General features: G+C 57.0%; 14 protein-coding genes. 8 read left to right on the top strand and 6 right to left on the bottom strand.

Features of this window, described 5'->3' with window-relative positions; translation table 11 throughout:
• Positions 1-67: 67 nt before the first annotated feature.
• The 5 genes from G5195_RS13535 to G5195_RS13515 form a co-directional block, all read right to left on the bottom strand.
• The gene (locus G5195_RS13535; protein WP_266134125.1) at positions 68-1,039 is read right to left on the bottom strand and encodes a MalM family protein; all 972 of its coding nucleotides are present in this window, start codon (positions 1,037-1,039) and stop codon (positions 68-70) included.
• 91 nt (positions 1,040-1,130) lie between these two features.
• Positions 1,131-2,450 (bottom strand): maltoporin, encoded by a 1,320-nt coding sequence (locus tag G5195_RS13530; RefSeq protein WP_302054505.1) that lies wholly within the window; start codon positions 2,448-2,450, stop codon positions 1,131-1,133.
• A gap of 530 nt (positions 2,451-2,980) precedes the next feature.
• Complete coding sequence (locus tag G5195_RS13525; protein ID WP_216951888.1) at positions 2,981-3,421, bottom strand: flavodoxin; 441 nt, start codon at positions 3,419-3,421, stop codon at positions 2,981-2,983.
• A 90-nt stretch (positions 3,422-3,511) separates the two neighbouring features.
• The gene (truC, locus tag G5195_RS13520) at positions 3,512-4,285 is read right to left on the bottom strand and encodes a tRNA pseudouridine(65) synthase TruC (RefSeq protein ID WP_019445213.1); all 774 of its coding nucleotides are present in this window, start codon (positions 4,283-4,285) and stop codon (positions 3,512-3,514) included.
• Entirely contained in the window at positions 4,282-4,617 is a 336-nt protein-coding gene (locus G5195_RS13515) for a YqcC family protein (protein WP_005338596.1), read from the bottom strand. The genes truC and G5195_RS13515 overlap by 4 nt, the downstream gene beginning before the upstream one ends.
• A gap of 276 nt (positions 4,618-4,893) precedes the next feature.
• Here G5195_RS13515 and G5195_RS13510 point away from each other — a divergent pair, with 276 nt between their 5' ends.
• From G5195_RS13510 to G5195_RS13490, 5 genes are all read left to right on the top strand, one after another.
• Positions 4,894-5,934, top strand: coding sequence for a DUF3549 family protein (locus G5195_RS13510; RefSeq protein ID WP_040067970.1), 1,041 nt, complete (start codon positions 4,894-4,896; stop codon positions 5,932-5,934).
• 111 nt (positions 5,935-6,045) lie between these two features.
• Positions 6,046-6,345 (top strand): DUF3301 domain-containing protein, encoded by a 300-nt coding sequence (locus G5195_RS13505; protein ID WP_005349738.1) that lies wholly within the window; start codon positions 6,046-6,048, stop codon positions 6,343-6,345.
• A gap of 74 nt (positions 6,346-6,419) precedes the next feature.
• Positions 6,420-6,656 carry a DUF2789 family protein gene (locus G5195_RS13500; RefSeq protein WP_005338602.1) on the top strand — a complete coding sequence of 79 codons (237 nt, stop codon included), beginning with the start codon at positions 6,420-6,422 and terminating at the stop codon, positions 6,654-6,656.
• 83 nt (positions 6,657-6,739) lie between these two features.
• Positions 6,740-7,036, top strand: coding sequence for a hypothetical protein (locus G5195_RS13495; RefSeq protein ID WP_421236223.1), 297 nt, complete (start codon positions 6,740-6,742; stop codon positions 7,034-7,036).
• 3 nt (positions 7,037-7,039) lie between these two features.
• Positions 7,040-7,825: a Zn-ribbon-containing protein gene (locus tag G5195_RS13490; protein WP_421222320.1), complete on the top strand. Its 786-nt coding sequence runs from the start codon at positions 7,040-7,042 to the stop codon at positions 7,823-7,825.
• A 92-nt stretch (positions 7,826-7,917) separates the two neighbouring features.
• Here G5195_RS13490 and syd read toward each other — a convergent pair whose 3' ends face one another.
• On the bottom strand, positions 7,918-8,466 hold the full coding sequence (syd, locus tag G5195_RS13485) for a SecY-interacting protein (RefSeq protein WP_236562558.1): 549 nt from the start codon (positions 8,464-8,466) through the stop codon (positions 7,918-7,920).
• Between the two features lie 192 nt (positions 8,467-8,658).
• On the opposite strand from syd, the gene queF reads away from it, so the two are divergent.
• From queF to G5195_RS13470, 3 genes are all read left to right on the top strand, one after another.
• Positions 8,659-9,507 (top strand): NADPH-dependent 7-cyano-7-deazaguanine reductase QueF, encoded by an 849-nt coding sequence (gene queF / locus G5195_RS13480; RefSeq protein ID WP_421222321.1) that lies wholly within the window; start codon positions 8,659-8,661, stop codon positions 9,505-9,507.
• 177 nt (positions 9,508-9,684) lie between these two features.
• Positions 9,685-11,967 carry a hypothetical protein gene (locus G5195_RS13475; RefSeq protein ID WP_421222323.1) on the top strand — a complete coding sequence of 761 codons (2,283 nt, stop codon included), beginning with the start codon at positions 9,685-9,687 and terminating at the stop codon, positions 11,965-11,967.
• A 79-nt stretch (positions 11,968-12,046) separates the two neighbouring features.
• Entirely contained in the window at positions 12,047-13,660 is a 1,614-nt protein-coding gene (locus tag G5195_RS13470) for a GGDEF domain-containing protein (RefSeq protein ID WP_216951894.1), read from the top strand.
• Positions 13,661-13,781: the final 121 nt, after the last annotated feature.

Here is a 13,781-nt window from a genome sequence, read left to right as displayed (position 1 = left end):
GATTAAAAAGGCCTCCAACAAGGGAGGCCTCAATAAATATATCTGACCAGTAAATGGTCGTATTATTCTATTTTTGCGAGCGCTTGACCGCATCAATAAACACGCTTTTTGCTTTGGTTGAACCAGCCCGTTCAGCCTCGTTCACCAGCTTCATCGCCTTGTCGATATCCCCCGCCTTGACCGCTTTTTCGATCTGGCTCTGATAGAAGGCTTCTGTTTCACTCAGCATGGCAGGAGCAGGTTTGGCTGCGACCGCAGCTGTTGCAGTTGTGGTAACGGCTGCAGTCGTCGCTATCGCGGCAACCTGCTGACCCTGGCTCATGGCCACCTTATCGGCATATTCGGGTTTGAATACCGCTTCAAGACCACTTCCACGGGCCATATCTTTGACTTTGATCTGCACCAAACCCCAAGGAGAGTGCGGGATCACCGGATCCTTGATATCAGGCTCAACGGTACCATTAGCACGAGCAAACGCTTTTGATGGATGAAGGATTGTTGTGCTGCCAGAGAGTTGGTCCGCAGGCGCATAGACGATCATGTATGTTTCGCTGGCCGGGTTGCCAGGCATGCTGCGGTCAACAAAGAGACGCCCTTCGATACGGTCGTTATCGAGCAGGTGAGCAGGCTGATAACTGAATACAGACTCACCCAGTACGCGAGTCACCTTGAACTCGGCATCCAGCATAATGACTTTGGGCACCATCACGGTTTTGCTCACCTGTGATGCCAGGCTGATCGCCAGATTACCGGTGTTGGCCGGCAGGCGATAAGCCGCAAAGTAACTCATCCCCTCATCAAACTGAAAAGTGGGTTGCTTGCCATCGATGGCCAGCAAGGTCTCACCTTCAGGCAAGGGGGCATAACTGAAATCTTTAAACGCCACACAGCAGCTGGAGGCTTTGGCCAACGCTTGCTTGGCTTGATCTGCATCGCTCAAGATAGAGCCATGTTCTTGCAGAGGAACAACCATGTTGCCGGCACAACCGGTTAATAGCGCAGTGATTACGGCTGCAATAGACATCTTTACCCGTTTCATTTTTCTTATCTCCATAATCCGGTGGCCGTGATCCGGCGAAACAAAACTGCCCCCATAAGGGGGCAGTCACTAACTTAACTTAAACTTTTGCTTACCACCAAGCTTCTGCTTGCACACCAAACTGGTAGGTGTCTTTGGAGGTATTGCCTTCGAAGACTTTCTTGTCTTCGTCGTTAGCCAGGTAGGAGGCGAACACACGGATTTCCGGACGGGCCCAGAAGCTGGAACCAGCAGACCAGGCTTGAGCCAGGGTCAGCTTGTAGCCGGCATCTTTGTCTTCGCTGCCATTGGTGGACTTGTTGTTGTCCTTGAAGTAACCGCCTTCAAAGATGGTCTTGTTGAAGTCATCCCACTTGTACATCGGGCGAACAACAACAGACATGGTTTCCCACTTGTCGTTGCCGTCCCACATTTCGTTGCCTACACCGTAAACCAGCTGGTGACCCATCTCCCAGGAGTTGCCCATCGGAACAACGCCCCAGTTGATGATACGGAAACCGTCAGCACCGTCTTTGGCTTCAGCGCCGTACCAGGAACCATCGCCATAGAAAGCCATGGTCTTGGAGTAACCTTCGGTACCGTATTGCAGCACGGTTTTGTTGAAACCACCGAGGATGCCAGCGGTCAGTTCAGCAGTCAGCATCACGCCATCTTGCGGATTCTTTTTCAGTGCTTTCTGATCGTTGGTCTCATTGACCAGAGCATAGTCAACGCCCAGTTCCAAGGACGCATCGGTCCACAGCGGGATGCCGGCATAACGCAGATCCAAGGTGTTAACGTTCAGATCTTCATTCTTCTGATAGGTCGGGTTACCGTTGCCATCCACTCCGGTTTGGGTGTACTGGCCAAACACATCGGCAGCGCTGCGATCGTTGCGTACCCATGCGAAAGATACTTTACCCGGACCAGCCTGGATGCCTTCGATACCAGCACCGGCACCGGAGATGTTCCAGTAGTAGAAGTCGGAGATGTGGATGTCATGGCGTTGATAGTAACGCTTACCAGCCCACAGGGTTGCTTCAGGAGCAAAGTTCAGCAAGCCTTTGGCTTGTACGTTGAACTGACGCAGAGCGAAGTCGGAATCACCATTGCACTGCTTGGCATCGAAGTTACAAACCGTACCGGTACCTTCCCAGTCGTTTGAACCGTTGGAAGCCATGGCAAACATGGAATCAACATAGAAAGTCTTGCCATCTTTGTTGAATACTTCCTGACCCAGTTGCACTTCACCGTAGGTATCATTTTCGTTACCAAGACGGCCAACTTTATTGACGTTGTATTTAACCATGTCGCCGTCGCCGGAAACACCGACGCCGGAACGGAAATAACCGTGGAAATCTACGGCAAAGGCGGCTTGGGAAGCCAGGGCGGCAGTAACAGCTGCTGCAATCGGGAGCCACTTCATTTTCATTGTCATATTCCTTATTTCCCGCAGTGAGGAGTGTGATCCTGAATATTCAACTTCTTATCACCATGTAATCCTGTTGGTGATAACCGAGGTTGATTATAGGGAGCGTATTTCACGACAAATATGAAGCGACTCACAAAATGGCGACAAATCGCTCGGCAAACGATCCCCACAACAACAACAAGTAAAAAAGCCATCAACCGCGCAATTAAAATCCGAAAAACAAGAAAAACTCACAACAACAACAACCCTGAAAGCGTTATCATTAATTAATTCGCGATAGAACTAAAGTCATTATTTTACGTTCGAATGACAAAAACATGACTGAGATCGCTTTCAAGATGGAACTTTTATTTGGATGACGGGTCTGCGGTACGCGTGAAACCATTACGGCAATGGAATGCTAAAAGGGGAAAATACCCCTCCGCCATCAGGGGAAATATGCGTTGCAGAGTGAAATGGTTCTTGTGCAAATAACAATCCCCTGCTACTTAAGGCTCAGGGGATTGATATGGCTCTATTCAAGAGAATATTCAGGGCTGAATATCCCACTTTTTCAGCCAGCTGAGTGCCACCTGTTCGGGTTCATCGTGCACGGTGGCATCCAGCTCCAGCGGGGAAATCACTCGCGTGGCCCCCAACTCTTGCAGCAATCCGTCCAGCCGACGGCCCGCGCCACAAAAATGGTCATAGCTGCTGTCCCCCATGGCAATCAGGGCATAACGCAATCCCTTGAGCCAAGGTGCCTTGTCGGCCAGCTCGCTGGCAAAAGGCTGCAGATTGGGTGGAATGTCCCCCTGCCCGGTGGTGGCACTGACCAGCAATAAAAAACGGCCGGGGTCTATGTCCGCCAGCCGTGCTTCTTCGTGCAGGGTACAGTGATGCCCCTTGCGTTCCAGCTCATCTGCCAAGGTCTCGGCCACCAGCATGGCTGCGCCGTAGACAGTTCCTACCACGATATCGATCTGCGCCATTCTCCTCTCCCTGCTTGAGTCACTCTTTTGAGCAACTCTATCAGCAAGCTGGCGTCAGATGCCACCGATTCAAGGCTGAGGATCAGGCGCTTAGTAGTCGCTCTCGCTGGCGGGCCAGCCCAGCTCGGCAAACAGGCGCAGCACATCCTGACCGAGTGGCGCCTGGATCCGCATCGGCACCTTGAGCACAGGATGGGTAAAGCTCAGGGTGCGGGCCACCAGCAGCAGTCGCTCGCAACCGAAGTGCTCGCGAAAGAAACGGTTGTGACGACCATCCCCGTGGGTGGTATCCCCGACGATGGGGTGGAACAGGTGATCCATATGGCGGCGCAGCTGATGCTTGCGGCCGGTCTTCGGGAACAATCTGACCAGACTGTAGCGACTGGTAGGGTGCTTCTTGGAGACCGCGTGGGGCAGCTCGACCTGATGCAGGCGCCGGAAGGTGGTGACGGCATCCTGTGCCGGACGATCCGGGTTGCTCATGGCATCGGCAATCTTGTCCAACTGCTCCTTGAGGGGATAGTCGATCACCCCCTGCTCGGGCGCCCAGCCGCGCACCAATGCCAGATACTCCTTGTGTACCTGACGTTGGGTGAAGGCTTCGGTCAGCGCGCGGGCAATCACCGGATCGAGCGCAAACAGCAGCACGCCTGAGGTGGGCCGATCGAGGCGATGCACCGGATAGACATGGCGACCGCCGATGAGATCCCGGGTCATCTGCATGGCAAAACGGGTCTCGCCCTTGTCGAGCCAACTGCGATGCACCAGCAGACCGGACGGCTTGTTGACCGCCACCAGCCACTCATCCTGATAGAGCAGAGTCAGCTTCAGGTCACTCTCTTCTCGAGTTTGCGCAGGCATCATTGTTCGATCACTTTGCCGGAAAGCAGCAGATCGAAGCGGGCGATCAGGCGCAGCAGCGCTTCTGCCTCGGCCAGATCCTCTTTGTAGACTTCGCTGGCCATGGGATAGAGGGAGACGCTGGTGGGCAGCGGCGCCTGCAACATCACCAGCTGCTCCATCCGCGGGATCAGCACGAACTGCAGCCACTGATCAAAGCTCAGGGTATCGACACAAAAAGGCAGGGTGCTTGCCAGGGCTTCGTCACCGGGATGGTCAGCTTGCCAGCGCTCAAGGCGCTGCAACTCGGCGGTGAGTTCCCCCAACAGGCCAGCTACCAGCAAATATTGATTCATCTCGCTCTCTTCCTCATAACCACAGATTGATCCGCTGACCCGACAGGGCCAGCCAGGATGCAAATAAATTCCGGCACGCAGCACCGGCGATTCAGCCGGCTCGTCGACATACACGGCAATCAGCGCGGCCTGCCGCCGTTAAAAAAGGGCGATACTATACACCTCCCCCTGCATGGCTGCCATGTTGATATCTGCCGCAGCGCACGTCTGCTGCCACTGGCTATCCTCGGCAAGGGCCTTATAATCGGCCCGCATCACCATTAGCCGGATCTCACCATGTCTGCGACGCCTACTGCCATCAATACCTTGACCGAATTTCTGACTCAGGCTGGCACCCAGTTCCAGCTGTTTGACATGGGCCGCCAGGTGCGGCCACTGGCAAGCGACACCTTTGTGCGCATCGAACAGCAGCAGGAACCCTACCCCTGGCCGCTGCAACAGCACGCCTGGCTCGGTGTGCACTTCTTCCAGCCGAGCGAGTCTCGCCACTACCTCTGGTTCCTCAAGTTTGCCCTCGATGAGCGCGGCCTGCTGATGTCAAACGGCCCCAAGCTGTTCATGGATCAGGTGGTGGAGACCCTGGGCTACAAGCTCACCGGCGATCTGGACGAGGAAAAAGCCCAGCGCTTGGCCGACAATCCCTACACCTTCCGCCCGGCGGAGGCAAAAATGGCCAGTCTGCATGCCAAGCTGGCGCGACAACTGGAGCAGGCCCCTTCCGCCTATTACGATGCCCTCTGCCACTATCTGGCCGCCCCCAACGACACCGGTTGGCAGACTCTGGGGCTGCAGGGCTTTGCCGATCTGGCCGAGCGGCTGCATGATGAGCGCAATCTGGCGCTGATCTGTAAGGCGCTGCCCAAACTGCCGCAAGAGCCGCTCTATGCCCTCTGCCAGAGCCTTGAAAACGCCCCGCTGCCACCGGCAGTACAAGGGGCCCTGCTCGAGCGGATCGGCAAGGAGCAGGAGTGCGCCGCCCCCAACCCGGAGACCCTGGCCTACCTCTGCCGCGCCATGGCCTCCTGCCCCGGCAGCACGCTGCGCACCAACAAGCTGCTGACCCTGCTGCAAACCCAGCCGAGCCCGGCGCTGCTGCTCGCCATTGCGGGCCGGCTCTGGCCCGACCTGAAAGATGCCAATCTGCTCAGCCACTATCTGGAACAACTGGCACTGCAACCGACCCAGTTCTTCAATCAGGTTTTTGCCGAGTTGGTCACTTTACCGGCCCTGCGCAATGATATGCTGGCCAGACTGCGTGACCCCGAGCGCAGCGATGCGCTGGGCAAGGCCATCGGCCGTCTGTTTGCCTCGGCCTGATCCCTCGCCTCCCCTCACGCCACGAGGCAATACGGCGGGAATATAGAAAAGGAGATCGGGAGTGCCGAGCAGGACTCCCGGTTATCGTCATCACGATAAGGAAGCCCGCCTATGGGAGAGATGCTCGGAATTTTGTTGCTGATTGCGATTGCCGGCCTATTCTGGCTGCAACGCCAACAGGCAGAAGTGGCCTGGCAATACATGCGCCGCTACTGCCAGCACCATGATCTGCAACTGCTGTCGCTGGCCCGCCATCGGCGGGAGCTGGCGCATAATCCCCTGCGGCTACTGACCCACTATCAGTTTGAATTCTCCAGCGATGGCGAGAGCCACTATCAGGGAACCCTCAAGATGCAGGGGCTACACGTCGTGGGCGTTGATCTGCCACCCCATCGCATACCCTCTGCCTGATCCCCAATCTCGTCTCTGCGCCCGATGGCTGTGCCTGTCTATAATCTCAGGGATTAAACAAAGGGAGAGACGAGATGGAACCCCTTGTCCACGATCTGCCAGCCCTGTTTGCCCAGCTAGGGATGGCAAACGACGAGCTGAGCCTGCACCGTTTTGTGCACGACCATCACCTCGACAATGAGACCCTGCTGCCGGAGGCCGGTTTCTGGAACGCCGCCCAGGCCAGCTTTCTGCGCGACGCCCTGTGGAACGACTCCGACTGGTGTGAAGCGATCGACCAGCTCGATGTGATGTTGCGCCAGCCCCGCTAGCCGCCCGCCCCTTTCCTCCCCTGCCGGCTTTGGTTAAGATCCCGCCCCGATATCGATCCCTCCTTCTCACCCAGAGCATGCTTATGTCCGCCCACGAGATCATCCGAATTGCCAACGAGCTGGCCACCAAGGGCCTGACGCCCACCACTGCCATGATCAAGGCCCGCCTAACCCAGCCTGTGCCGATGGCCGAGCTGCTGAAAGTGCTGAGCCAGTGGAAGCAGCAGCCCGTCGCGACCGCCGAGAGCGAGCTCCTGCAAGAGGCAGCCCCTCAGCCAGCACCGGAGCTCACCCTGCAGCAACTCGCCGAACAGCTCGCGCGCATCGAACAGAAGGTGGATCGCCTGACCGACCTGCTCCTCCAGCAGGGGCAGGGCTGAACCATGTATATCGTCGAACTCTGCTTTGAGTGTTACCGCGATACCTCCCTTGGCGACGCCGAGCGGGCCATCGTCAACTACCTCGACATGCTGCGTTATCAGGGCCAGATCCTCGGGCGGGAGTTCCCCACCAGCATGCACGACGGTTATTTCGTCAGTCGGGTAGTCTGCCCGGAGCAGGATAGCCTGCACCCCGACAACCAGAGCGAGCAGGTCAAACTGGCCGAACAGCAGCTCAATCAGGCCGGGTTGCTGGCGCCCAAACTCCAGCTGCAGGGGGCGGATCTGCTCTCCGACAGCACAGATCCTTGCGGCACACAGGGCGAGCGCCCCAGCTGGATGATGCTCTACACCAGCTTCCTGCACACCTGCTCGCCGCTGCGCTGTGGCGACCACTTCGCCCCCATTCCGCTCTACCAACTGCCCGCGGTCGCCAACGGCGATCAGAAACAGATCATCAAGTGGCAGGAGGATTGGGAGGCGTGTGATCAGTTACAGATGAACGGCTCCATCGCCGAACACGCAGCGCTGCACGAAATCGGCGAAGTGGGCAGCCGCCTCTACCGGCGCGGCAGCGATCTGGCCAAGCGGCTGGAAGTGCTGAGCGGCATACCCACCTACTACTACCTCTATCGGGTGGGCGGGCTGAGCGCTGCCGAGGAGAAGGCGCGCCCCTGCCCCAGCTGTGGCGGTGAGTGGGCACTGGCAGAGCCACTGCACGAGATCTTCGACTTCAAGTGCGACAGCTGCCGTCTGGTCTCCAACCTCTCCTGGGATTTCAAGGATTAAGCACGCTCCCTGTACGCGATGCCATAAAAATGAGCCTTGCAGCATGGCAAGGCGCTTTTCGTTCCGATGAATAACCTTGGCTCGAACAGGTGCTATTGCGGCAACGTCTCCAGCCGCTCCAGAAACGCCGGCAAAGAGGGAGCCAGCGTCAGACGGCGACCAGAATCGAGCCACTCCAGCCACACCTGACCACTCTCGTTATCAAGGGAGATGAGCGTCATCTCGTTGCGGGTGGTGGCAATGAAGATGGAGGGGGTTCGTTTTAGCTTGCGCAGCATCAGCAGGTGGCCGATGAGGTTCTCCTTGAGCAGGTCGAGATCCGCGTCGTTCCACGGCAGGATCAATTCAAGGCGCAGCCCCTTGAAAAGGCAGGGGATGGGGCGGCTGAACCAGTGCCCGAACAGGGCGATGGCGCTGGGATGAATCGTCAGCTCAAGGGCGTCGGCCATGGCTGTAAAATCGGCCGGCTCGGAGCGATGGTGAGGACGCCAGGCCACCCGACCATCGGCGGGCTCACCAAGCTGGCAGGGGGAACGCCAGTCCGCCTCCCACTCGCACAGGGGCAAGCCTCGTCTGGCCTCGCCATCCCGTTGCCAGCGGGCAAAAAAGTGCTCCAGGGCAGACAAAACTTGATCCGACATCGAAAATCCCCACAATTGCTGGCAAAGTCCGCTATTGCACCACCAAACCCGGTAACAGACAAGGTTGCCAGCCGACCTTGCGACCCGAGCAACAGAACCCGGGATACAGAGAGGCCGACACCCAAGCCAAACGGCTGCAACCATCCGGCCCAGCAATGGCCCGTTTCATTCCACTCATCATGAGCACATTACGTGAGCAAACAAGATAGATACGCCGGGGCCAGCGCCCTGACCGGCCTGAGCCTGGGCCAGCAATCCGATTACATCAGCCAGTACACCCCCTCCCTGCTACAGCCGGTTCCACGTAGCCTGAACCGGGATGATCTGAAACTCGGTGACGACCTCCCCTTTACCGGTTGCGATGTCTGGACCCTCTATGAGCTCTCCTGGCTCAATGCCAAGGGCAAGCCGATGGTGGCGGTGGGGGAAGTGACCATTCCTGCCACCAGTGCGAACCTGATCGAATCCAAATCCTTCAAGCTCTACCTCAACTCCTTCAACCAGACCCGTTGCGACTCTATCGAGGCAGTCGCCGCCATGCTGACCAAGGATCTGAGCGCCTGTGCCGGGGAGACCGTCAAGGTGACCCTGTTCCCCCTCGACAAGGCGCCGCACCAGATTGCCCAGCTGCCCGGCGAGTGCATCGACGAGCAGGATATCGAGGTAGACAATTACGAGTTTGATGCGTCCCTGCTGCAAGGGGCGGCAGGCAGCGAGCTGGTCGAGGAGACCCTGCACAGCCACCTGCTCAAATCCAACTGTCTGGTCACCAGCCAGCCCGACTGGGGCTCTGTGGTGATCCGCTACAAGGGGCCGAAACTCGATCGGGAGAAGCTGCTGCGCTATCTCATCTCGTTCCGCCAGCACAACGAATTCCACGAGCAGTGCATCGAGCGCATCTTCATCGACCTCAAGCACTATTGCCAGCCTGAGCAGTTGACCGTCTATGCCCGCTATACCCGTCGCGGCGGCCTCGACATCAACCCGTTCCGCTCCGATTTCGAAGCCGTGCCCGCCAACTTGCGTCTGATCCGCCAATAAGAGCAGAGGTTGATAAAGGGCTGCCCGGTATCACACCCGAGCGCCCTGCTATCTCAACCCTGCTGGCGCCTTGATGCATCCGGCTACAAAGGAGCCTGAGCACACCATCAGTAAACGCTGGACTCGCAGGGGTGGGCTTGGATAACATGCCAACACCTCTGCGCCGTCCTTAATCCAATGAATCAACTGTTTTTTCTGGCTATGATGATGTCTTCTCTGTCCGCTCCGAATCTGGATCTGGACAAGGAGCAACTATCCCTGGATCTGCAACAGGCCCAATCACTGGTGCTGACCGACCCTGCCAGATGTGTTCAGATCACCTCCGCCTTTCTGACGCGTGCGGCCAATAATCCCCAGCAAATCATCAGTAATCGTCAGGAGTTCGGCTATCGCGAGCCTCTGCTCAGCTACAGCACCGTTTCGCAAACCATCGGAGCACACCTGCTTGAAGGGGAGTGCCGAATCCAGCTTGGCCAATATCAAGCTACCCAGCAAACCCTCGACAAAGCGATGGAGCTGGCGGAGAGAGAACGCCAACCCGAACTCAAGGCCCACGCCCTCTATCTCAAAATCCGTAGCCAGGGGCTAAGGCAAGATGGCCAGAACAACAGCCGTATCCTGCTGGAACAATTGGACGAACAGCTGGCCCGTCCCGACCTCAAACAGAGCCAGTTACAGATCTATAGCCGCCTGCAACGCACCAGCTACGAGATTGAAAATCAGCATCTTGAAGACGCCAAGACCCATCTGGCGGATGCAAGGATCTGGGCTGCCAAAGCCACCAATCCTCTTGCCAGCGCCTGGGTCAGCGCCATCAGCGGCGACCTTTATCGTGTGCTGCAACAACCCCAGCTGGCACTGGGTGAATATATCGATGCCCAGCAGCAGGCCAAGAATCTCAACGACCCGCTCTTTCTCGGCTTGCTCTCCAACCAGATAGTCAAACTCTATCAGCAAGAGCAGGAGCCCCAGAAAGCACTGCAATATGCTAATGAAGCGGCCAACTATTTTCACTCCATCGGCAATCCGTCACTGCTATGCGACTCACTTATCGTGCTGGCCCGACTCAACCGCGATCAGGGCGACCTCAATATGGCGCTGGTCTACTTCTTCAATGCGCTGGATTTGCTTGATGAGGGAAGCAGTCGGCCGCAGGCCTCTCTGCTCAAGTACGAGATAGGCAAGACCTATCTGCAAAGCGGTAACCTCTCGCTGGCCGGCAACTACCTCAATGCATCCCGGCAGTCCCACGAGTTGGGCGATGCCAAAGAGCCGCTGATCGATACCCTGCTGTTGCTCGGCGAGCTCTATCTGAAGAAGCATGAGGCGGCCATCGCCATCCTGCAGCTGGAAAATGCCCGGGCACTGGCCAATCAGGTAGGCGACACTCGCCGCCAGTACGAAGTATTCCGCCTGTTGTCACTTGCGTATGAACAGAAGGGATACCTGCACCAGGCCCTCGACAGTTACAAGCGCTTCCATCGTTTGGGAGAAGAGGTTCGCCAGCAGGAAATTGATCAGGAGCAGGCTGCGATCCGCGACAACTATGTCCAGGTTGAACGGGTACAACACATCAAGGAGCTGGAGCAGCAGCTTAACAACAGCCAGCACCAGCAGGAGCGCTATCTCTGGTCGAGCATTACCACCAGCCTGCTGCTGGCGCTCTTTATCTACCTCTTCTTCACCCTCTGGCTAAAATTGCGTACCGCCCGTCTGCAACTGAAACGCACTGGCGAGGCCCTGCTGATCGAACCCCGCTCCGGACTTGCCAACTGGCAGCGGCTGATGAATCGCTGGCCGCGGGAGATGGCAAAACGCCAGCTGAAATCGGAGCGCTGGTATCTGAGCGAAGAGCACAGTGAATTCGATGACAAGCTGCACTATCTGCTGTTCCGGGTACCCTTCCTGGTCAATACGCTGGAGCGCCACGGCTATCAGGCCAGCCGTGAAATCGAGCAGGCGTTCGGCATCTATATGGATACCCTGACCCCGCAAGATGGCCGTATCTATGACTTGCGGGAAGGGCACATGCTGTACGTTGTGCCGCAGCGCCACGTGACCAACCTGCATCAACTTGCGGGAGACCTGCTAACCGCCATCGCCGCCTTCCCTTGCCAATACGAGCTTGATCGCCAGATAAGCCTGGGGATTGTCAGCCACCCCTTCCTGCCCAAGGCGGCGACCGCGCTCGATCACAATGGCCTGTTCGACCTCTGCTATCTCGCCCTGTCGGGAGCCATTCAGCTCAGTGAAAAATACCGGCAAAACGCCTGGTTGGAGCTCGCCGCCATCGATTGCCAGCAGGCTGCATTTTTTAATGGGGATGTGTGGCAATGCGGCTTGATGGCAATTGACAAGGGGCTGGTAAAAGTCAATTCTTCTCATGAAAAGCAATGGGTTAACTGGCCCAGCCTCGCAAGGATGCAAGCGGCTGAAGGCCAGCCGGCAAATAATAGATAACAGACGACACTCAACCTCGGGTTCGGCCACTGTTGCTATCCAACACCAAAAACAATAATGACAACAGGGCGACCTGATAATGAATGACATCGCTGCCGTAGCAGGACAATTGGCCAGGCTCAGGGAATCCCTCCAGCAAAAACAGCTGGAGCTCGACGGCGTTCTCTCCTTTTCCGATGCAGAGCGAGCTCGTGGCATCCAGTTTATCAACAAGCTGATGCTCTCTTGCCGCGGCTTCGATCGTGAGCTGGACAATCGCTTCGCCAAGCTCAAGCAGAGACTGGATAGCAATCCCGCATTCACCTCGCTGGATGCAGAGCTACTTGCCATCGAGAAGTTGCTGCAGCAGCACAGCAATGCACTGGAAGAGTCGCTCACCCTGACCCAGGCAGCCATTGATCTTGGCTCAAAACAGCTAAAAACCATCAAGGGCTTCCCGGAAGAGACCCGAAAATCCCTCAAGGAATTTCTGAAAAGCCCCGCCGGCTATGGTATTGCCGATCATCAAAAGAAGGTGATCCGCCTGCTTGAATTCTATCAGCAGGCGATCAAGATCCAGCTGCTGCCAAGCCAGCCACTGTCCGGCTCTTCAGCGCCCCAACAGCAAGAGAGCGAGCCCGGTTGTGAACCCCAACCTGATGTTGAGCCGTTTGACCTCAAAGATCATGCGCGTATCGCAGACGAACTGCAGCGGCTGATCACCGAACTTGATTTCGCCGGTTCAATTGGCGAGAGCCTCGGGGATATCCGCCGTCAACTGCTGATCGGCATCAATCCTGCCATGCTGGCAGAGACCTGTATGCAGGTCATCGAACTTATCATCGAAGGCACCCGCGAGGAGCGCAAAGCCTCCCGCGCCTTTCTCAGCTCCCTCAACGAGAGCCTGTCAGCAGTGCATGTCGGCTTTACCGAATCCCTCGATGAGGGGCGTGCGCTACAAAATGAAACCCGTGAAACCCGCGAAGCTCTGGTCTGCGAACTGCAGGCGATCGACCACTCCCTGGCCAGCCATAACTCCATCGATGCGCTCAAGCGTGCCATCTCCGGCCATATGGGCGCCATCAATCTGCTGCTGCAAGAACGGGAAAGTACCGCAGCACGGGAACGTCACCTGCTCACCCGCCTCTCCACCATGGAGTCCAAGCTGCGCTTGATGAAGGATGAGACCGCCGAATACAAGAAGCGGCTGACCATTCAGAAGCACAAGCTGTTCCTCGACAGCCTGACTCAGGTACACAACCGGGCCGCCCTCGACGAGCGGCTGGAGCAGGAGTTCAAGCGCTGGCTTCGCTACCGCACTCCGCTCTGCATGGCGATCATCGACATCGATCACTTCAAGAACATCAATGACAATTATGGCCACATGGCCGGCGACAAGGCGTTGAAGGTTGTTGCCAAAGCGCTGCAGAGCGCCCTGCGTGACACTGACTTCATCGCCCGTTTCGGCGGCGAAGAGTTCGTGGTGCTGCTGCCCAATATCAACCCGGACAAGTTCCAGAAGCCGCTGGAAACCCTGCGCCAGACCATCAAGAGCATCCCGTTCCGTTTTCGCGATGCCAAGGTGGAGATCACCATCTCCATCGGCGCAACCCTGTTCAAGGATGGTGACAACCCCTCCGATGTGTTCGAACGGGCGGACAGAGCGCTCTACCACTCCAAGAACGCAGGTCGGGATCAAGTGACACTGGCCTGAGTTGTGACTAAAAAAACAGCGAACAGTCGTCGCCCTATTTCCCTCCCCCCTCCGTTGCCACTACTATCAAACTCAGGGGATGCAACATGGCATCCCTTTTCTCCCCAGGGAAAAAACACAA

The sequence above is a fragment of the Aeromonas sp. 601039 genome, assembly GCF_049174415.1.
Taxonomy (GTDB): domain Bacteria; phylum Pseudomonadota; class Gammaproteobacteria; order Enterobacterales; family Aeromonadaceae; genus Aeromonas; species Aeromonas veronii_A.
This window is presented reverse-complemented; position numbering and strand designations above follow the sequence as displayed.

Coding starts and splice junctions, on each gene's coding strand:
- G5195_RS13510 (WP_040067970.1), top strand. CDS start 4,894: ATGTCTGCGACGCCTACTGCCATCAATACCTTGACCGAATTTCTGACT.
- G5195_RS13490 (WP_421222320.1), top strand. CDS start 7,040: ATGTATATCGTCGAACTCTGCTTTGAGTGTTACCGCGATACCTCCCTT.
- G5195_RS13515 (WP_005338596.1), bottom strand. CDS start 4,617: ATGAATCAATATTTGCTGGTAGCTGGCCTGTTGGGGGAACTCACCGCC.
- G5195_RS13530 (WP_302054505.1), bottom strand. CDS start 2,450: ATGAAAATGAAGTGGCTCCCGATTGCAGCAGCTGTTACTGCCGCCCTG.
- G5195_RS13500 (WP_005338602.1), top strand. CDS start 6,420: ATGGAACCCCTTGTCCACGATCTGCCAGCCCTGTTTGCCCAGCTAGGG.
- G5195_RS13470 (WP_216951894.1), top strand. CDS start 12,047: ATGAATGACATCGCTGCCGTAGCAGGACAATTGGCCAGGCTCAGGGAA.
- G5195_RS13495 (WP_421236223.1), top strand. CDS start 6,740: ATGTCCGCCCACGAGATCATCCGAATTGCCAACGAGCTGGCCACCAAG.
- G5195_RS13535 (WP_266134125.1), bottom strand. CDS start 1,039: ATGAAACGGGTAAAGATGTCTATTGCAGCCGTAATCACTGCGCTATTA.
- G5195_RS13505 (WP_005349738.1), top strand. CDS start 6,046: ATGGGAGAGATGCTCGGAATTTTGTTGCTGATTGCGATTGCCGGCCTA.
- G5195_RS13525 (WP_216951888.1), bottom strand. CDS start 3,421: ATGGCGCAGATCGATATCGTGGTAGGAACTGTCTACGGCGCAGCCATG.
- syd (WP_236562558.1), bottom strand. CDS start 8,466: ATGTCGGATCAAGTTTTGTCTGCCCTGGAGCACTTTTTTGCCCGCTGG.
- G5195_RS13475 (WP_421222323.1), top strand. CDS start 9,685: ATGAATCAACTGTTTTTTCTGGCTATGATGATGTCTTCTCTGTCCGCT.
- truC (WP_019445213.1), bottom strand. CDS start 4,285: ATGATGCCTGCGCAAACTCGAGAAGAGAGTGACCTGAAGCTGACTCTG.